This window comes from Amycolatopsis azurea DSM 43854 (assembly GCF_001995215.1).
GTDB classification, from domain to species: Bacteria; Actinomycetota; Actinomycetes; order Mycobacteriales; family Pseudonocardiaceae; genus Amycolatopsis; species Amycolatopsis azurea.
Window position 1 is genome coordinate 52635 of the sequence record NZ_MUXN01000017.1, and the last position, 17904, is coordinate 70538.

Annotated in this window: 16 protein-coding genes and 1 other RNA gene; 13 read left to right on the top strand and 4 right to left on the bottom strand. The window is 69.5% G+C overall.

Annotation, left to right across the window (positions count from 1 at the left end; all coding sequences use genetic code 11):
• The first annotated feature begins 141 nt into the window (after positions 1-141).
• Both B0293_RS23415 and B0293_RS23420 read left to right on the top strand, forming a co-directional pair.
• Positions 142-891 carry a response regulator transcription factor gene (locus tag B0293_RS23415; RefSeq protein WP_005167102.1) on the top strand — a complete coding sequence of 250 codons (750 nt, stop codon included), beginning with the start codon at positions 142-144 and terminating at the stop codon, positions 889-891.
• The gene (locus B0293_RS23420; protein ID WP_039919762.1) at positions 869-2341 is read left to right on the top strand and encodes a sensor histidine kinase; all 1473 of its coding nucleotides are present in this window, start codon (positions 869-871) and stop codon (positions 2339-2341) included. Before B0293_RS23415 ends, B0293_RS23420 begins: the two co-directional genes overlap by 23 nt.
• A 1-nt stretch (position 2342) precedes the next feature.
• On the opposite strand, the gene B0293_RS23425 is transcribed toward B0293_RS23420, so the two are convergent.
• Positions 2343-3233, bottom strand: a complete 891-nt coding sequence (locus tag B0293_RS23425; RefSeq protein ID WP_039919760.1) for a serine/threonine dehydratase — start codon at positions 3231-3233, stop codon at positions 2343-2345.
• Between the two features lie 45 nt (positions 3234-3278).
• Here B0293_RS23425 and ffs point away from each other — a divergent pair.
• Positions 3279-3375: signal recognition particle sRNA small type (gene ffs / locus B0293_RS23430), an RNA gene on the top strand.
• 289 nt (positions 3376-3664) lie between these two features.
• Here ffs and B0293_RS23435 read toward each other — a convergent pair.
• Positions 3665-4498 (bottom strand): spermidine synthase, encoded by an 834-nt coding sequence (locus tag B0293_RS23435; RefSeq protein WP_005167098.1) that lies wholly within the window; start codon positions 4496-4498, stop codon positions 3665-3667.
• A gap of 29 nt (positions 4499-4527) precedes the next feature.
• Between B0293_RS23435 and B0293_RS23440 the strand changes: the two genes are divergently transcribed.
• Positions 4528-6573: a DNA polymerase III subunit gamma and tau gene (locus tag B0293_RS23440; protein ID WP_077241363.1), complete on the top strand. Its 2046-nt coding sequence runs from the start codon at positions 4528-4530 to the stop codon at positions 6571-6573.
• Positions 6574-6636: 63 nt separating this feature from the next.
• On the opposite strand, the gene B0293_RS23445 is transcribed toward B0293_RS23440, so the two are convergent.
• The gene (locus B0293_RS23445; RefSeq protein ID WP_077241364.1) at positions 6637-7485 is read right to left on the bottom strand and encodes an N-acetylmuramoyl-L-alanine amidase; all 849 of its coding nucleotides are present in this window, start codon (positions 7483-7485) and stop codon (positions 6637-6639) included.
• Between the two features lie 89 nt (positions 7486-7574).
• On the opposite strand from B0293_RS23445, the gene B0293_RS23450 reads away from it, so the two are divergent.
• Complete coding sequence (locus tag B0293_RS23450) at positions 7575-7931, top strand: YbaB/EbfC family nucleoid-associated protein (RefSeq protein WP_005166259.1); 357 nt, start codon at positions 7575-7577, stop codon at positions 7929-7931.
• Position 7932: 1 nt separating this feature from the next.
• Complete coding sequence (gene recR, locus B0293_RS23455) at positions 7933-8529, top strand: recombination mediator RecR (protein ID WP_005166260.1); 597 nt, start codon at positions 7933-7935, stop codon at positions 8527-8529.
• A 118-nt stretch (positions 8530-8647) separates the two neighbouring features.
• Here recR and B0293_RS23460 read toward each other — a convergent pair whose 3' ends face one another.
• Positions 8648-9760, bottom strand: coding sequence for a UDP-N-acetylglucosamine 2-epimerase (locus tag B0293_RS23460; RefSeq protein ID WP_005166261.1), 1113 nt, complete (start codon positions 9758-9760; stop codon positions 8648-8650).
• A 61-nt stretch (positions 9761-9821) separates the two neighbouring features.
• Between B0293_RS23460 and B0293_RS23465 the strand changes: the two genes are divergently transcribed.
• The 7 genes from B0293_RS23465 to B0293_RS23495 all read left to right on the top strand — a co-directional run bounded on the left by B0293_RS23465 (position 9822) and on the right by B0293_RS23495 (position 17893).
• A complete protein-coding gene (locus B0293_RS23465) occupies positions 9822-10838 on the top strand; it encodes a glycosyltransferase family 2 protein (protein ID WP_005166262.1) in 1017 nt (338 codons plus the stop codon).
• A complete protein-coding gene (locus B0293_RS23470; protein ID WP_039919568.1) occupies positions 10835-12139 on the top strand; it encodes a polysaccharide biosynthesis protein in 1305 nt (434 codons plus the stop codon). Before B0293_RS23465 ends, B0293_RS23470 begins: the two co-directional genes overlap by 4 nt.
• Positions 12140-12211: 72 nt before the next feature.
• Complete coding sequence (locus tag B0293_RS23475; RefSeq protein ID WP_005166265.1) at positions 12212-14191, top strand: DUF6541 family protein; 1980 nt, start codon at positions 12212-12214, stop codon at positions 14189-14191.
• 59 nt (positions 14192-14250) lie between these two features.
• On the top strand, positions 14251-14952 hold the full coding sequence (locus B0293_RS23480; RefSeq protein ID WP_085939755.1) for a glycosyltransferase family 2 protein: 702 nt from the start codon (positions 14251-14253) through the stop codon (positions 14950-14952).
• A 12-nt stretch (positions 14953-14964) separates the two neighbouring features.
• Entirely contained in the window at positions 14965-15402 is a 438-nt protein-coding gene (locus B0293_RS23485; protein ID WP_005166268.1) for a DUF2304 domain-containing protein, read from the top strand.
• 29 nt (positions 15403-15431) lie between these two features.
• On the top strand, positions 15432-15989 hold the full coding sequence (locus B0293_RS23490; protein WP_425331835.1) for a uridine kinase family protein: 558 nt from the start codon (positions 15432-15434) through the stop codon (positions 15987-15989).
• 230 nt (positions 15990-16219) lie between these two features.
• A complete protein-coding gene (locus B0293_RS23495; protein ID WP_005166270.1) occupies positions 16220-17893 on the top strand; it encodes an ABC transporter substrate-binding protein in 1674 nt (557 codons plus the stop codon).
• Positions 17894-17904: the final 11 nt, after the last annotated feature.

Genomic DNA, 17904 nt, shown 5'->3' on the forward strand with positions numbered 1-17904 from the left:
CCATGCTCGGCGCCGTCGCTGTGCGGAAGCTGTGCCGCCGGTGGGCGGCCGCTGTGATTCCCGCCCGGCCGGGTGATCGTTCACAGGAAACGCACAGCCGGGACACAGAGAGGGCTCATCGGCGCCGCCCAGGATGGCACCATGACCAGTGTGAACCTCCCCTCGTCCGGTTCCGCGAAGGCAGGCCTGCGCCGTGCCGACGGCAGCCCCGTGCGCGTGCTGGTCGTCGACGACGAGGCGACCTTGTCCGAGCTCGTGTCGATGGCCCTGCGCATGGAGGGCTGGGACATCCGCACCGCCGGTGACGGCACCGAGGCCGTCCGCGTGGCCAGGGAATTCCGGCCGGACGCGGTGGTCCTCGACGTCATGCTGCCGGACATGAGCGGCCTCGACGTCCTGCGCCGCCTGCGGTCCGAGGTGCCCAACCTGCCGGTGCTGTTCCTGACCGCGAAGGACGCGGTGGAGGACCGGATCGCCGGGCTCACGGCGGGCGGCGACGACTACGTCACCAAGCCGTTCAGCCTGGAGGAGGTCGCGCTGAGACTGCGCGCGCTGCTGCGGCGTGCGGGCGGGGTCGCCGGGCCGAGCGGGTCGACGCTGGTCGTCGGCGACCTGACCCTGGACGAGGACAGCCGCGAGGTGCACCGCGGCGGCGATCTCGTGCCGCTGACCGCGACCGAGTTCGAACTGCTGCGCTACCTCATGCGCAATCCGAAGCGCGTGCTGTCGAAGGCGCAGATCCTGGACCGGGTGTGGAGCTACGACTTCGGCGGCCAGGCCAACATCGTCGAGCTGTACATTTCCTACCTCCGCAAGAAGATCGACGCCGACAGGGAACCGATGATCCACACGATGCGCGGCGCCGGGTATGTCCTCAAGCCCGCGGGGTAGGCGGCCTTGGTCCCTGCGGCGGCGCCTGATCGCGCAGGTCGCGGGGCTGCTCGCGCTCGTCTGCCTGGTGGTGGGCGTGGTGACCGAACTGGCGTTGCGGGACTTCCTGATCGGCCAGCTCGACGCCCGGCTCCACGAGACCAGTGAACGCGCGAGCCGTCCGCCGCCACCGGGCCGTCCCGGCGGGGAAAGGGTTCCGGAGGGCCTGCGCGCGTACGGGCAGAGCACCGGGTCGCTGTTCGTGAACGTGTTCCCGGACGGACGCGTGCTCGCCGCCGTGCTCCGGTCCAGCTACGACGCGAAGGTCACCGACCCGTTCCCCCACGACGAGATCAGCCCTGCCCAGGTCGCCACTCTTGTGCGGTCGGGGCTGAGCAACGAACCTCGCGACGTGGAACTCGGGTCGCTCGGGGAGTACCGCGTGGTCGCGAAACAGATGTCCAACGGCGGCGTCTCGATCACCGGGCTGCCCACCAAGGACGTCACGGACACGTTGTGGAACCTCGGTTTCATCTTCGGCGGGGTGGCCGTCGGCGGCATCCTGCTGGCGGGCGCGCTCGGCGCGGTGACCGTGCGGCGCACCATGAAACCCCTCGACCGGCTGGCCGCCACCGCGACCAGGGTCTCGGAACTCCCGCTCGACCGCGGCGAGGTCGCGCTGTCCGAACGAGTGTCCGAAGTGGACACCGACCCGCGGACCGAGGTCGGCAAGGTCGGGTTCGCGCTCAACCGCATGCTTGGCCACATCTCGAACGCGCTTTCCGCCCGCCAGGCCAGTGAAAGCCGGGTGCGCAGGTTCGTCGCGGACGCCAGTCACGAACTGCGGACCCCGCTCGCGGCCATCCGCGGCTACGCGGAACTCACCCGGTGGTCCGGTTCCGAGGTGCCGCCGGACATCGCGTTCGCGATGGGCCGGGTGGAGTCGGAATCGACGCGGATGACCGGTCTGGTCGAGGATCTGCTGCTGCTCGCGCGGCTTGACTCCGGCCGCCCGGTGGTGCACCAGCCGGTCGATCTCTCGCGCCTGGTCGCGGACGCCGTCGCCGACGCGCACGTCGCCGGGCCGGAGCACGAATGGCGGCTGGAGGTCCCGCCGGAGCCGATCACCGTCCTCGGCGACGCGGATCAGCTGCACCAGGTGGTGATCAACCTGCTGGGCAACGCGCGCACGCACACCCCGGCGGGCACCGAGGTCGCCACCTCACTGTCCATTGTGGACTCGACGGTCACACTGTCCATTGTCGACTCCGGACCGGGGATCCCGCCGGAGATCCTTCCCGAGGTCTTCGAACGTTTCGCCCGCGGCGACGACTCACGGTCGCGGGCGGCGGGCAGCACCGGGCTCGGCTTGGCCATCGTCGCGGCCGTCGTCGCCGCGCACGGCGGGCAGGTCGGGGTCACCAGCCGTCCGGGGCGGACGGAGTTCCGGGTCGTGCTGCGGGCGGGCTGACTCAGGGAGTCCACTCGCTGTTCGCGCCGCACAGGATGACGCACGGCAGCTCGCCCTCGGTCCGCCCGGCCAGCCACGCGGCGAACCCGACCGCGGCGGCCGGTTCGACGGCGAGGCGGAACTCCTCCCAGAGCCGGTCCCGCGCGGCGAGCAGCTCCGCGTCGCTGACCAGCACGGACGTCACCCGATCGCGGAGCGCGGCGAACGGCACGTCGCCGACCCGGGTCGCGCCCAGCGCCGACGCCGCCACCGAGTCGATCTCCACGTCCACCGGCTCACCCGCCTCCAGCGCCGCGCCGAGCGCGCGGCACCGCTCCGGTTCGACGGCGAACGTCGGCAACCCGGCCAGCGAAGTCCCCGCGACCAGGCCGCCACCGCCGACCGCGACCAGGAACGCGTCGACGTCCGGCGCGTCCTGCACCACTTCGGCCGCGACAGTGCCCTGACCGGCGACGACGGCAGGGTCGTCGTACGCGTGCAGGTACCGCGTACCCGGCTCAGAGGCGGCTTCGAGCGCCTTCGCGGCCGCCTCGGCGTACGTCGCGCCATGACGGACGAGCTTCGCGCCCGCGGCCTCGATGCGATCCGTCTTCGCCTGCGGAGCCGACTCCGGCACGTACACCGTCGCAGGCAGATGCAGCAGCGAAGCCGCCGTCGCCACGCCCAGCCCGTGGTTGCCGCCGGACGCCGTCAGCACCCGCTCCGGCAACGGGCCGCTCACCAGCGCGTTCACCGCGCCCCGCAGTTTGAACGACCCGCTCCGCTGGAGATGCTCCAGCTTGAGGACCAGCGGCCGCCCGTCGACCTCGGCGCGCAGCACCGGCGTGCGTCGCACGAACGGGTGGACGGCTTCGGCGGCTTTGAGGACATCTGCCCAGGTCGGAGTACTCATACCCCCCACTGTCCTCCATGCTTGGACGGGAGTGTCTACACTGGTACCCGGATCCCGCGCGGCGTCCATCTTGTGAACCTCCCCAGGGCCGGAAGGCAGCAAGGATAAGCAAGCTCTGACGGGTGCGCGGGATCCGCCTTCATTTTCGGGGTGCGACCCCGAACCCGCCCGGAGGGCTTCGCCCCCGGACCCCCACGGTTGGTCGCTTGGGTGGTCGCGTGCGGTTCTGAAGCGGTCTCGGGTGCGAGTGGTGTTGCGAAAGCCACTTTCGCAACGCTGAAGGTTGCGAAAGTGGCTTTCGCAACGCTCGCAGGTGGGCCGGGTGCCAGCCGCAGCGTCACCTTTGCACAGGTCAGGGTGGTCGTGAGTGGTAAGTGTCGTTCTAACGCGACTTACCACTCACGACCCGCTGCACCGACCGCTCACCGGACCTAGAAGATTCCGAAGACGTCCTTCGGTGGCACAGGCGACGGCAGGGCTTCGGCGTCGGTGATGGCCTTCGCCTTACCTTGCAGGTCACGCAGGTCTTGGCCCGCGACGCAGCGCGCGGGGTAGGCCGAGGAAGCGGCCCGGCGGGTCAGGTCCGTGACCGGCAGTTCGACGCGGGAAGCGGCGACCACGATGTTCCCGAACCGGCGGCCCCGGAGGACGCCCGGCTCCGCCAGCAGCGCCACATGCGGGAACGACGTCGCCACCGTCGCCAGAAACCGGCGAAGGAACGGCAGGTTCGGGCCGTCCGAGACATTGGCGACGTAGGTACCGGCCGGGCGGAGGACGCGCGCGATCTCGTTCGTGAACTCGACGGTCGCGAGCCCGCCGGCCAGGACACCCCGCTCGAAGGCGTCCACGATGACCAGGTCGGCCGAAGCGTCGTACCGGGCGGAGACGCCTTCGCGGCCGTCGCCGACACGCACCTTCAGCCCCTTCAGGCCCAGCTGCTCGCGGACGAGCGCGACGAGTTCGCCGTCGGCGTCGAACACCAGCTGCCGCGAGCGCGGCCGCGCGGCGGCGATGTAGCGGGGGAGCGTGCAGGCCGCCCCGCCGACGTGCAGCACGTCGAGCGGGCCTTCGCCGAGGCAGTCGACGACGTCGGCGATGCGGCGGATGTAGTCGAACTCGAGATCGGTGGGATCGTCCAGGTTGACGTGCGACTGGGCGACACCGTCGACCGAGATCGTCCAGGCGTTGAGGCGGTCCGCGTCGCGGAGCAGTTCGGCGGTGCCGAAGCGGACGGGATACGTGCCGGGGGTCGGTGCCGGTCTCACCTGTCGGGCCCTCCCGGTAGTCTCGCCGCGTGGCTCTAGCTCTATACCGAAAGTACCGTCCGGCTACCTTCGCCGAGGTCGTCGGGCAGGAGCATGTGACCGATCCGCTGCGCACGGCGCTGGCCGCCGGTCGCATCAACCACGCCTACCTCTTCTCCGGCCCGCGCGGCTGCGGCAAGACGTCGAGCGCGCGCATCATGGCGCGTTCGCTGAACTGCGCGAAGGGCCCGACGCCGGATCCGTGCGGCGAGTGCAACTCGTGCCGGAACCTCGCGCCCGAAGGCCCCGGCAGCGTCGACGTCACCGAGCTCGACGCCGCCAGCCACGGTGGTGTCGACGACGCCCGAGAACTGCGGGACAGGGCCTTCTACGCCCCGGCGGACTCGCGCTACCGCGTCTTCATCATCGACGAGGCGCACATGGTCACCACGCAGGGCTTCAACGCCCTGCTGAAGATCGTGGAGGAGCCGCCGGAGCACCTGATCTTCATCTTCGCGACCACCGAACCGGACAAGGTGCTGCCCACCATCCGGTCGCGGACGCACCACTACCCCTTCCGGCTGATCCCGCCGAGTTCCATGCGCGAGCTGCTCGAACGCAACGTCGCCGCCGAAGGCGCGAAGGTCGAGCCCGCCGTGTACCCGCTGGTCATCCGCGCGGGCGGTGGTTCGGCGCGGGACACGCAATCGGTGCTGGACCAGCTGCTGGCCGGAGCCGGGCCGGACGGCGTCGACTACTCGCGCGCGGTGTCCCTGCTGGGCGTCACCGACGTCGCGCTCATCGACGGCATGGTCGACGCCCTGGCCGCGGACGACGCGGCCGCGGTGTTCGGCACCGTCGAGAGCCTCGCCGAGGCCGGGCACGACCCGCGCCGCTTCGCCACCGACCTGCTCGACCGCCTGCGCGACCTGGTGATGCTGCGTTCGGTGCCGGACGCGGGTGAGCGCGGGCTGGTCGCCGCGCCGGACGATGAGCTCAAGAAGATGAAGGAGCAGGCGGGAAAGCTGGAGCCCGCCACGCTCTCGCGGTACGCCGACATCGTCCACAATGGACTTCTGGAGATGCGGGGCGCGACCTCGCCCCGGCTGGTACTGGAGCTGCTGACGGCGCGGATGCTGCTGCCGTCGGTCGCCGAGGGCACCGAAGCGCTGCTCGCCCGTCTCGAACGGCTCGAACGCCGGGCCGCTTCGGCTCCGGCGCCCGCTCCCAGTGCCGCTCCTCAGGCCGCCCCGGTCGCGCAGGCCGCGCCGTCGGCGCCTCCCGTCGCTCCCTCGGGCGAGCCCGTCCGCGAGTTCCAGCGGCCGTCGCAGCGAGCCGCGGCCCCCGCTCAGCCCGCGCCCGCTCCCCAGGCCGCTCCTCAACCTGCCGCCCAGCCGGTCGCGCGGCCCGAGCCGGTCGCCGAACGGCCCGCGCCCCAGCGTCCTTCCGCGCCCACCCCGCCTCCGGCCGCGCCCGCTCCGGCGCCCGCGGCGGCTTCGGCGGGCGGGACGGACGTGGAAGGTGTCCGTGGTCGCTGGCCGCACGTGCTGGCCGCGATCCGCAAGGTCCCCGGCGGCCGCAGCACCGAAGCGATGCTCACGCAGGCGAGCGTGGTGAGCGTCGAGGGCAGCGCCGTCACGCTCACACACAACGCGGAACCGCTGGCGCGCAGGCTTTCCGAGCCGCACAACGCGGAGCGCGTCGCGGCCGCCTTCAAGGAGGTCTTCGGCGGCGACTGGCAGGTGCGGTGCGTCCACGGTGCCGCGCAGGCCCGGCAGGCCGCCGCGCCCAAGGCCGCGCCACCACCGCCCGCGCCCGAGCGGTCCTTCACCCGGCGGTCCGCCGAAGCGCCCAGCGCGGCCCCTCCGGCGCCTCCCGCGCCGAAGCCGGAGCCTCAGCGGCCGAAGGTGGCGACCGGCGAACCGGACATCCCGCTCCCGCCCGAGCCGGTCGAGGACGACGAGGATCTCTACAACGAGGACGCGAGCCCCGCGCCGCCGCCTCCGCCGCTCCCGCCCGAGAAGGATCCGGAAGAGATCGCGCGGAAGCTGCTCGCCGACCACCTCAACGCCCGCCCCCTGGACGAACGCAAGTAGTCCTCTGGATGCGGTACTTGCACACGCAAGGACCGCATTCAGAGGACGAAACGCGGGAAGAAGTCAGCGGGCGAGGTAGTCCTCGATGGCCTTCGCGATGACGGCGGCGTACTGCTGGCGCCCTTCTTCGCTCGACATCGCCGCAGCCTCGTCGGCGTTGCGCATGTTGCCGCATTCGACGAGCGCGGAAGGGCGGGTCGAGAGGTTGAGCCCGCCGAGATCGGCGCGCGGCGCGAGCCCGTTCGAGCCGAGGTAGGTCGACGTCGGGAAGCCGCCCGCGCGGATGCCGTCCCGCAACACCGTCGCGAGTTTCACCGAGGGCTCGCCCTGCTGCGCGTTCAGCGGCGGCGCCGGGTAGGCGACGTGGAATCCGTGCGCACCGGCGGAATTCGAGCCGTCGGCGTGGATCGACACGACCGCGTCCGCCTGGGCGTCGTTCCCGATCGCGGCGCGTTCGTTGACGCACGGCCCGACGCCGGTGTCGTTCTGCCGGGTGAGGACGACCCGGATTCCCTTGGCGGTCAAGGCTTGCGCGATCCGCTGCGACACGTCCCAGGTGAACGCGTGCTCGGAATAGCCGGAATTCGTCGAGGTTCCGGTGGTGTTGCACGGTTTCGTCTTCCCGCGCCCCGCCGGGACCTGCTTGTTGATCTCGCCGGGCTTGCTCGCGTTGCCGCCGTTGTGGCCGGGATCCAGCACGACGACCTTGCCCGTCTTCGGCTGCTGGGTGGCCGGAGGCGGCACCGGCGCGCTCGACGACGGCGGCGCCGCGCTCGACGAGGGGCTCGGCTGCGGAAGAGTGGTGAAGACCGTGGTGGTCCCCGGTGCCGACGGGTTTCCCGCCGGTGGCGCGGCGGTGTCCACGCCGCACGCCGCGAACAGCGTCAATCCGATCGCCAGCACAAGGCCCATCCGTCGTCGCACGGCGCCAACGGTGCCATACGCGTGACGGCTAGTCTGGTAGGCGGCACAGGATTTTCCAGGAGAGGACCGATCGGATCATGGTGCAACCCGGTGGCGGCTTCGACCTGTCGCAGATCATGCAGCAGGCCCAGCAGATGCAGCAGAAGCTGGTCGAAGCCCAGGAGGAGCTGGCCAACACGGAGGTGACCGGCACTTCCGGCGGCGGTCTCGTCACCGCGACCGTGTCCGGCGACAGCCAGCTGAAGTCGCTGGCCATCGACCCCAAGGTGGTCGACCCCGACGACGTCGAGACCCTTTCCGACCTGGTCGTCGCGGCCGTGCGGGACGCCTCGGCCAACGCGCAGAAGCTCACCGAACAGAAGCTCGGCCCGCTCGCCGGCGGCCTCGGCGGCGGGATGCCGGACCTCGGCGGCTTCCCCGGGCTCGGCGGCTAGCTTGTACGAGGGTGTCGTCCAGGATCTGATCGACGAACTCGGGCGGCTGCCCGGCGTCGGTCCCAAGAGCGCGCAGCGGATCGCCTTCCACCTGCTGGCGGCCGATCCCGCGGACATCGCGCGGTTGCAGGAAGTGCTCGGCAAGGTCAAGGAAGGCGTGCAGTTCTGCGAGGTCTGCGGCAACGTCTCGGAGCAGGAGACCTGCCGGATCTGCCGCGACACCCGCCGCGACCTCACGGTCATCTGCGTGGTCGAGGAGCCCAAGGACGTGCTCGCCGTCGAGCGGACGCGCGAGTTCAAGGGCCGCTACCACGTGCTCGGCGGCGCGCTGGACCCGTTGTCCGGCATCGGGCCGGAGCAGCTGCGCATGCGTGAGCTGCTCGCGCGGATCGGCGGCGCGGAGATCAGCGAGATCATCATCGCGACCGACCCGAACACCGAAGGCGAGGCGACCGCGACGTACCTCGTGCGGATGCTTCGCGACTTCCCCGGCTTGACGGTGACGCGGCTGGCGTCCGGTCTGCCGATGGGCGGTGACCTGGAGTTCGCGGACGAGCTGACGCTGGGCCGCGCTCTGTCGGGCCGCCGGGCTCTCTAGCCTCGAAGTACATGAAGGCCCCCTTCCTTGCGCCAGGCGCAAGGAAGGGGGCCTTCATGTACTTCGGAAAGCCGCGGGATCAGACGTCGCCCACCCATCGGTGGGGTTTCAGGCTCCGTCAGCAGTAGCCGAGGCGCGCGAGGGTGTCGACGATGATCTCCGACGGGTGGAACTTGTCGACCCAGGACTCGCCGCGGCGGTTCTGGTAGGTGTCGAGGAAGTTCTGCAGCTTGTCCCCGCGCATCTCGGTCAGCACGACGGTCTCGCCGAGGTGCTGCGGCGTCTCGGTGCGCTCGCGGTGCACGGCGCACGGCAGGCCGAGGTAGTAGCACTCGGCCGAAAGGCCGCCCGAGTCGGTGACGACGTACTCGGCGCGCGCGACCAGCGGCAGGAACTTCAGGTACCGCATCTTCGGCTGGATGATGAAGTTCTTCTCGTCGAAGAGGTTCGCCAGGCCCAGCGCGCGGATCTTCTCGCGCTCCGGCGCGCCCGCCATGTAGAGGATCGGCATCTGCTTGCTCTGCTCGCGCAGGATCTCCAGCGCCTCGCGGTACTTGTCCGCGCGCGAGACCAGCTCGAAGCGGTGCAGGGTGGCGAGGCCGAACTTCTCCGGCAGGCCTTCGACGTCGAGCGGGCCGTTGATGGCCATCCGCATCGCGTCGATCGCGGTGTTCGCCTCGGTGTCGACGACGACGCCGCGCGCGTTGCGGAGGTTGTTCACCTCACGCGCGCTCGGCGCGAAGTGCATGTCGACGATCTTCGCGGCGATCTTCCGGTTCAGCTCCTCCGGCAGCGGCGACATGATGCTGCCCGACCGCGCGCCCGCCTCGACGTGCCCGACCCGCGACTTGAGGATCCGCTTTCCGATGAGCGAGCCGTACGGCGTGGTGAAGGTGTCGCCGTGCACCAGCACCAGCGGCGGACGGCCGTCCTCGACCAGCGCGGCCTTCAGCTCGGCGCGGCGGCTCCACGCGGTCCGCAGCACCTGCGCGGCCCAGCCCGGCACCTGCGCGGGCGACTCCAGGTTGTGCGCCTTCTCCTTCGGCACGAGCCAGACGTCGGGCTCCGGGAGGTTCAGGTCGGCGAGCACGTCCGAGACCTCGTCGACGTGCTGGGCGGTGAACCAGATCTTCGGCCGGACCCCGCGTTCGAGGATGCCGTGGTAGACCGGCGCGATTTTGATCAGTTCCGCCGTGGTGCCGAGAATGAAGGAAATCACCGGAAGAGCCATTCTGTCGGGGTCTGCGGTGCCCGAAGGATACTGGTGGGCCGCGCAAGGTAGCCTCGCCGGGGTGAGTGCGAATTCGCTCCTCCCGGCCCTGTCCGTCGTGATCCCGGTCTACAACGAGCAGAACTGGATCGACCGCAGTGTGGGCGCGCTGATCGCGTCGGCACAGGCGGCGAACTGGCCGGTCGAGGTGGTCGTGGTCGACGACGGCAGCACCGACGGCACCGGCGACAAGCTCACCAGGCTGCAGGAGTTGTACGGCATCACCGTCCTCTCCCAGCCGAACAGCGGCCGGTTCGAGGCTCGCCGGGCGGGGATCGCGAAGGCGTCCGGGCGGCAGATCCTGCTGCTCGACAGCCGCGTGATCGTGGACTCCGGCTCGCTCACCTTCCTGCGCGACCAGCTCGTGGACCACCCCGAGCGCACGGTGTGGAACGGTCACATCAACGTCGCGTCCGAACACAATCCGTACGCGGGATTCATGGCGGGTCTGGTGAAGATCCCATGGCGCCGTTATTGCGCGAACCCGCGGTTGATGTCGTTCGGTATCGAGGAGTTCGACGTCTTCCCCAAAGGCACCGGATTCTTTTCCGCGCCGAAGGACGTTCTCGAGGATTCGTCCAACGCGTTCGAGTCGCTCTTCGAAGACGTTCGTTTCGCCAGTGACGACACGGGTGTTCTCCGCTGGATCGCGGAACGGCACCGAATCTTCCTCGCCCCGGAGTTCTCCGCGACCTATCACGGGCGGGATTCCTTCAAGAAGTTCATCGGGCAGTCGTATTTCCGCGGCACCACGTTCGTCGATTCGTATCTCGCGTCGCCCGGTCCCGCGCGCAACGGCCTGTTCGCCGCGATGGCCGTCGGAGTGCTCGGGCTCGGTGTCGCCGCGAAGCGCCCGAAGACCGCTGTCGCGCTGGCCGCCGCCGGTTCGACGGCCGCCGGGTTCGCGGTGACGAAGTTCGGCGCGACCAAGGCCGAGGCCAAGGCCGTCGCCCAGCTCACGCCTGTGTTCGCCGCAGGGTTCGGGGCCGGGGCGGTCCGGGGTCTCCTCATGGCGCTGCGGGCGCGGCTGCGTAAATGAGCACCGTGGCTGACGAAACCGGCGAGAAACTGGCCAAGAGCACCGGGAAATCCGCCGGCCGCATCGGCGTCTACCTGCTGATCGCGATCGCGCTCGGCTATGTCCTCACCGTGGTCTGGGGCCGGACGCTGTCGACGGCTGACAACGCTGTCCTGCTCTCGTTCTGGGGCATGCTGATGGGGCTGGGCGCCGCCCTGTCCCCGCTCGAACAGGAGATCTCGCGCCAGTCCGCGCACGCCGCGCTCGAAGGCCGCAAGGCCGGGCGACCGGCCGTGATCGCCTTCGTCACCAGCCTGGTCGCGGTCGCCGTCGTGGCCCTGTTCACGCTGATCCCGCCGGTGACCGACAAGGTCTACGGCGGCCAGTTCGCGCTCGCGGTGATCGTGCTGGCGGGCGGGGTTTCGTTCGCCTTCCAGTTCGCCGCGCGCGGCCTGCTCATCGGCCAGGACCACGTCCGGTCCTACTCGTGGCTGATCCTGGTCGAGGCCGCGGTGCGGATCCTCGTGGTCGCCGCCCTCGTGGTCGCCGGGCTCACCCAGCTGTACTGGTTCGCCGTCGCCGCCGCGACCGGATCGTTCGCCTGGCTGCTCTTCGCTCGCGGTGCCGCTCGCCTGGTCGACCCCAAGCTGGACATCGACGAGCCCGCGAAGCCGGTCGTCACGAACATGCTGATGCTGCTGGCGGGCGCCGGACTCACCGCGAGCGTCATCACCGGCTATCCCGCGCTGGTCAGCCTGCTCGCGCCCGGCGGCGACAAGGACAAGCTCGGCGTGCTCTTCGTCGCCCTGTTCGTGGCCAGGACACCGCTCACGCTGATGGCGCCGGTCCAGGCCCTCGCGGTCCCGACCGTGGTGCGCCTGTCCAGCACCGAGGAGGGCAAGCACCGGCTGCGGAAGCTGCTCGCGCTCGGCTCGGCGGGCGCGCTGGCGCTCGCGGCGCTGGGCGCGCTGATCGGCTGGCTGATCGGCCCGTGGGTGGTCCGCCTGGTCTACGGCGGCAAGAACGACCCCGAGGCCTGGTGGATGGCCGGACTGGTCTGGTCTTCGGTGCTGCTGGCCGCGATGCAGCTGCTCGCCGCCGTCCTCGTCGCGCAGGCCAAGGCCAAGAAGGTGCTGATCACCTGGGCCGCGGTCGTCGTCGCGACCGCGCTGGTCCTGCTGTTCTTCCCCGGTGACACCGTCGTGCGCGCCGTCGTCGGGCTCGCCGCCGGTCCGACGGTCGGACTGCTGGTCGTCATGGCTTTCGTGGTGAGAGGCACGCCGGAGACGGGCAACGCGAAGCCGTCCGAAACGTCTCGATAGTGTGGCCGCGCCATCACGCGCCGCGAACGGGATGGCGTTATCAGCGCCGAATAGGGTTGGACAGCGAATTCGATGAACGTTCTTTTGGTCTTACTGGCGTTCTGGCTGCCGGGGCTCGTCTTCGGCGCCGCGATCAGGTTGCGCGGCTGGACCCTCGCCGCCGCGGCCCCGCTGCTGACCTTCGGTCTCGTCGCCATCGGCATCCCGATCCTCGGCCGGTTCGGCATCCGCTGGACCATGCTGAACGTCGGCCTGTGGGTGCTGCTGCTGTCCGTGCTCGGCTTCGCGCTCTCGTTCCTCGTCCTCCGCTTCACCGCGAAGCGCCATGCCGACTGGGCCGAGGACGAAGACGACGACGAGACGAAGCGCTCCCTGCGTGACCACCTGCTGATCGGCGCCGGTGTCGTGGTCGGCCTCGGCGTCGGCACGGTGACCTTCCTGCGCGGCTCGCGCAGCCTGGAGAACGTCCAGCAGGGCTGGGACGCCCCGTTCCACGGCAACCTGGTGCGCTGGATCGCCGAGCACGGCGACGCGCGCGCGTCGACGGTCGGCACCATCGCGAACCTGCCGGACCAGACCGACTACTTCTACCCGGACACCTATCACGCGCTGCTCGCCCTGGTCTTCGGCAAGGGCGGCCTGACGATGATGCCGACGCTGAACCTGGCGGCGCTCATGGTCGTGCTGGTCGTCCCGGTCGGCGTCGCGGCGATGTGCCGCGCCTGGCGCATGCCGGTCCTCGCGACCGCCGCCGCCGCGGCCGTGTCCACCTGGTTCACCGCGTTCCCGTACGACTCGCTGTGGCGCGGCCCGCTCTGGCCGTACGTCGCCGGGGTGGCGCTCGTGCCCGCGATGCTCGCGCTCGCCCGCCTGCTGCTCAAGCCGAACGGCGTCGCCGGGCCGGTCGCGATCGGTGTCGGCGTCGCCGGGCTGGCCGGCCTCCACACCAGCCTGATCTTCGTGATCATGGTCTACTTCCTGCTGATCCTGCTCGCGGTGCTGTTCCGCTTCGAGAAGATCGACTGGCGCCGGAGCGCCGCCTCGCTGGTGGCCACGGTCGTGCTGGCGGTCGTGCTCGGCGTGCCGCAGGTCCTGCCCGCGCTCTACAACGCGGGTGGCGTGACGAGCGCGTTCTGGGCGTCGGAGACCAGTGTGTCCGGCGCGCTCGGGCAGACCATCACGTTCTCGCCGATGGCGTCGTTCCCGCAGTGGTGGATCGGCATCCCGGCGATCATCGGCGTGTTCTTCCTGGTCAAGCACCGGCGGATGCTCTGGATGGTCGGCGCGTACGTCGTCCTCGGCGGCCTCTTCGCCGCGACGATCTCGCTGGAGACCCCGCTCATCCACACCCTGACCGGGGTGTTCTACAACGACCACTGGCGGATCGGCGCGCTCGTGCCGCTGGCGGGCGCCGTCGCGTTCGGCGAGTTCGTGCACACCGCGTCGGGCAAGTTCGCCGAGAAGCTCGGCGAGCGCAAGCCGAACCTGAACCCGGTCACCGCGGCCATCGCGGGCGCGCTGGTGATCGGCCTGGTGGTCACGGTGCTGAGCCGCGGCGGCTACATCGGCCGCAACTCCGCGCGGCTCGCGCTGAACTACGGCGCGGACGGCCCCTCGGTCAGCAAGGCCGAGGAGGAGGCCTACGACTGGCTCGGCAAGCACGTCGTGCCGGGTGAGCGCGTCATGAACGACAGGGCCGACGGCTCGGTGTGGATGTACGCCCTTTCGGGGGTCCAGCCGGTCGAGTGGACCAACTACGGCGCCGAGTTCACCACCAAGGCCGGCTGGCTCAGCGTGTTCCTGAACGACATCAACCGCGAGCCGCGCGTGCGCGAGGCGCTCACCGACCTCAAGGTGCGCTACGTGCTGGTCGGCAAGGGCAAGGTGGCCCCCAACGCGCAGTCCGCGGTGGGTCTCCAGCGCCTCGACATCACCCCGGGTTTCAAGCGCGTTTTCCACAACCTCGACGCGTCGGTCTACGAAATCGAAGGTCAGCAAGGTGTGGTCGCCGACGGCGCCACCACCGGGTCCGACACCGCTCACGGCCAGTAAGAAGATAGAGTGATCCAGTGTCCAGTACGTCCGTGACCACCCGTCGCGTGCTCATCGTGATGCCTGCTTTGAACGAGCAGGCCAGTGTCGGCACGGTCATTTCCCAGGTCAAGCAGTCCTTGCCGGGTATGGACGTGCTGGTGGTCGACGATGGCTCGTCCGACGACACGGCCAAGCTCGCCCGCGCGGCGGGCGCGGAGGTGGCCCGCCTGTCGGTGAACCTCGGCGTCGGCGGGGCGATGCGCACCGGCTTCCGGTACGCGGCCGCCCGCGGCTACGACGTCGTCGTCCAGGTCGACGCGGACGGCCAGCACGACCCGGACGAGGTCGCCGCCCTGCTGGACGCGCTCGACGACGCCGACATCGCGATCGGCTCGCGGTTCGCGGGCAAGGGCGCGTACAAGGCGAGCGGCCCGCGGAAATACGCGATGGTCGTGCTCTCGTTCGTTTTCTCCCGGCTCGGGAAGACCAAGCTCACCGACGTGACCTCCGGGTTCAAGGCGATGGGCCCGCGCGCGATCAAAATGTTCGCCGCGTACTACCCGGCCGAATACCTCGGCGACACGGTCGAATCGCTGGTGATGGCGATCCGCGCCGAACTGAAGATCAAGGAAATCCCGGTGATCATGCGGGAACGGGCCGGTGGCACACCGAGCCATTCACCGGTGAAATCGGCCGTCTACCTCGGCCGCGCCGGACTCGCCCTGCTGCTGGCGCTGGTGCGCCGCCGCCCCGCCGTCGACTCGTCGGATTCGGCGTAAAAGGAGCTGATTATGGCTGGCTGGCGCATTCTCAGCATCGTCGTCGCCTGTCTGGTGCTGTTCGTCGTCCTCGAGATGATGCGACGGCGGAAACTGCGGGAAAAGTACGCGGGTGTCTGGCTCGTCCTCGCCATCGGCGTGGTCGTGCTCGCCCTCGTTCCACAGGCCGCCGACTTCCTCGCGCGGATAACCGGTGTGCAAACGCCGTCGAACTTCGTATTCCTCTTGGCCGGTGTGGTTCTCGCGCTGGTCGCGTTGCACCTGTCGACCGAGGTCGGGCATCTCGAAGAAGAGGTCCGGACCTCCGTCGAGGAGATCGCGCTGCTCCGCTGCGAACTCGCCGACGCCCAGCGTGATCTGGAAGAACGCGTCGCCGCGCTCGAAGCACGGACGGCCACGCCCGACAACGTCAAAGGGCTCCCCGAAGTGAGCCCCGCACGCGCGCGCTGATAGACGCGCTTCTCGCGGCCCCGCCGAGGTTGGGGACCGTCCGCGTGCTCGCCGTCGACGGGCCTTCCGGGTCCGGGAAATCCACCCTGGCCGGGAAGATCGTGGCCGGACTCGCCGGTCGCGGCGTCCGCGTGGCGCTGGTCAGCACGGATGAGTTCGCGACCTGGGACGAGCCCGTTTCCTGGTGGCCGCGACTGGAAACCGGTGTCCTGGAACCGCTGCGCGCGGGCAGGCCCGGTCGTTACCGGCGCGTGGACTGGTCTTCCGGCGTCCCCTCGCCCGGTGAAGCGGTCGAGATCCCGGTCCCCGAAGTCCTCGTGCTGGAGGGCGTTTCCAGTGGCAGGGCGCGGATGCGGCCGTCGTTGAGCCTGCTGACCTGGTTGGACGGCGGGAACGAGGTCGAGCGCCTCGACCGTGCCACCGGCCGGGACGGCGAGGAATCGCGGGCGGATCTGCGCCGCTGGCAGCTGTTCGAACGGGGCTGGTTCACCGTGGACGGAACCCGGGCCGCAGCGGATTTCGTGGTCTCACTGTCCACTTCTGTCAGTGATCCGATGAGCCTAGTGGTGGACACCCATTTGAGTTAGTGGACCGGCACTCTGCGCGTTAGTTGCCCGGAATTGATTACACTAAGTGCGGAATTGTGGACACTTTGCGGTCGTATTGGCCTTCGTGTAGCGCGATCGTAACCTCGCGTGCTTAAGTGCGGGCTGAGTTCCCGCTAGTGTCGGCGAGCACACCGATCGTCCGCGGAGTTCGAGTTTCCGACCGACCGGACGGTGCCTAAAACACCGAAATTCTCCTCAAGGGGTGCCAGATGCAGCAACTGCGGGTGACCCGAGCACGCCGTGTGGCCCTGATCGGGCTTGCCGGCGCACTCGCGGTCTCCATTTCCGCCTGTGCCGATTCGAAGCGTGAAGAAGGCGCAGGGGGTGGCTCGGGAGGCACCATGGTCTTCGGCGCCGCCGGTAACCCGAAGACTTTCGACCCGCTCTTCAACGACGACGGTGAGACCTTCCGCATCATCCGCCAGATGATGGACACCCTGATCATGAACAAGCCGGGGACCGCGGACCTCGAGCCCGGCCTGGCGGAGAAGTGGGAAGGCAGCAACGAAGGCAAGACCTGGACCTTCACCCTCAAGAAGGGCGTGAAGTTCCACGACGGAACCGCGTTCAACGCCGAAGCGGTCTGCTTCAACTTCAACCGCATGTTCAACATGAAGGGCGCGGCGGCCCAGAGCCAGATGATCTACTACGGCGACGTCTTCGAGGGCTTCGCCAAGAACGAGGGCGACGCCTCCGGCGACCCGGTGTTCAAGGACTGCCAGGTCAAGGACGAGTCGACAGCCGTCCTGAACCTGAACAAGGCCAAGGGCGCGTTCCCGGCCGCCTTCACGCTGCCGTCGTTCTCGATCCAGAGCCCGGACGCGCTGAAGAAGTACAACGCGGACCAGGTCACCCAGAGCGGTGACTCGTTCTCCTACCCGGAGTACGCGCTGAAGCACCCGACCGGCACCGGCCCGTTCAAGTTCGAGAGCTGGGACCAGGCCAAGGGTGAGATCACGCTCTCCAAGGCGACCGACTCGCCGACCCAGACGGCCAAGCTCGACAAGCTGGTCTTCAAGGTCATCCCGGACGAGAACGCCCGCAAGCAGGCGTTGAAGGCCGGCGACATCCAGGGCTACGACTACCCGTCGCCCGCGGACTACGGTCTCCTGCGCAACGACGGCGAGCAGGTGCTCATCCGCCCGTCGTTCAACATCCTGTACCTGGGCATCAACCAGGCGAACAACCCGAAGCTGAAGGACCCCAACGTCCGCAAGGCGCTGGCCTACGGTCTCAACCGCGACCAGTTCGTGAAGTCGAAGCTCCCCGAGGGCGCCGAGACCGCGACGCAGTTCGTGCCGAAGGCGATCGACGGCTACAACGAGAACGTCACCAAGTACCCGTACGACCTCAACAAGGCCAAGCAGCTTCTCAAGGACGCCGGCGCCGAGGGCATGACGCTGAAGTTCTACTACCCGACCGAGGTCTCCCGGCCGTACATGCCGAACCCGGCGGACATCTTCACCTCGCTGTCCGAGGACATGAAGGCCATGGGCATCAAGGTCGAGCCGATCGCCAAGCCGTGGAACGGTGGCTACAAGGACGACGTGCAGAAGGCCGGCAAGCAGGACGTCCACCTGCTCGGCTGGACCGGTGACTACAACGACGCCGGCAACTTCGTCGGCACCTTCTTCGGCCGCGAGAAGGCGGAGTTCGGCTTCAACAACCCGGAGCTGTTCTCGGCCCTGGCCGCCGCGGACGCCGCGCCCGCCGGTGAGGCGCACACCAAGGCGTACCAGGAAGCGAACCAGAAGATCATGGAGTACCTGCCCGCCATCCCCATCTCCTACGGCCCCCCGGCGATCGTCGTCGGCCCGAAGGTGAAGGGCCTGGTGGCCAGCCCGCTGACCGACGAGCGCTTCTACACCGTCACGGTCAACTGATCCACCACCAC

Bases quoted from the DNA above. Each gene is read 5' to 3' on its own strand.
- B0293_RS23425 (WP_039919760.1), bottom strand. From the start codon at position 3,233: ATGAGTACTCCGACCTGGGCAGATGTCCTCAAAGCCGCCGAAGCCGTC.
- B0293_RS23415 (WP_005167102.1), top strand. From the start codon at position 142: ATGACCAGTGTGAACCTCCCCTCGTCCGGTTCCGCGAAGGCAGGCCTG.
- B0293_RS23460 (WP_005166261.1), bottom strand. From the start codon at position 9,760: ATGGCTCTTCCGGTGATTTCCTTCATTCTCGGCACCACGGCGGAACTG.
- B0293_RS23470 (WP_039919568.1), top strand. From the start codon at position 10,835: ATGAGCACCGTGGCTGACGAAACCGGCGAGAAACTGGCCAAGAGCACC.
- B0293_RS23475 (WP_005166265.1), top strand. From the start codon at position 12,212: ATGAACGTTCTTTTGGTCTTACTGGCGTTCTGGCTGCCGGGGCTCGTC.
- B0293_RS23480 (WP_085939755.1), top strand. From the start codon at position 14,251: ATGCCTGCTTTGAACGAGCAGGCCAGTGTCGGCACGGTCATTTCCCAG.
- B0293_RS23485 (WP_005166268.1), top strand. From the start codon at position 14,965: ATGGCTGGCTGGCGCATTCTCAGCATCGTCGTCGCCTGTCTGGTGCTG.
- B0293_RS23450 (WP_005166259.1), top strand. From the start codon at position 7,575: ATGGTGCAACCCGGTGGCGGCTTCGACCTGTCGCAGATCATGCAGCAG.
- B0293_RS23445 (WP_077241364.1), bottom strand. From the start codon at position 7,485: ATGGGCCTTGTGCTGGCGATCGGATTGACGCTGTTCGCGGCGTGCGGC.
- B0293_RS23420 (WP_039919762.1), top strand. From the start codon at position 869: ATGTCCTCAAGCCCGCGGGGTAGGCGGCCTTGGTCCCTGCGGCGGCGC.
- B0293_RS23495 (WP_005166270.1), top strand. From the start codon at position 16,220: ATGCAGCAACTGCGGGTGACCCGAGCACGCCGTGTGGCCCTGATCGGG.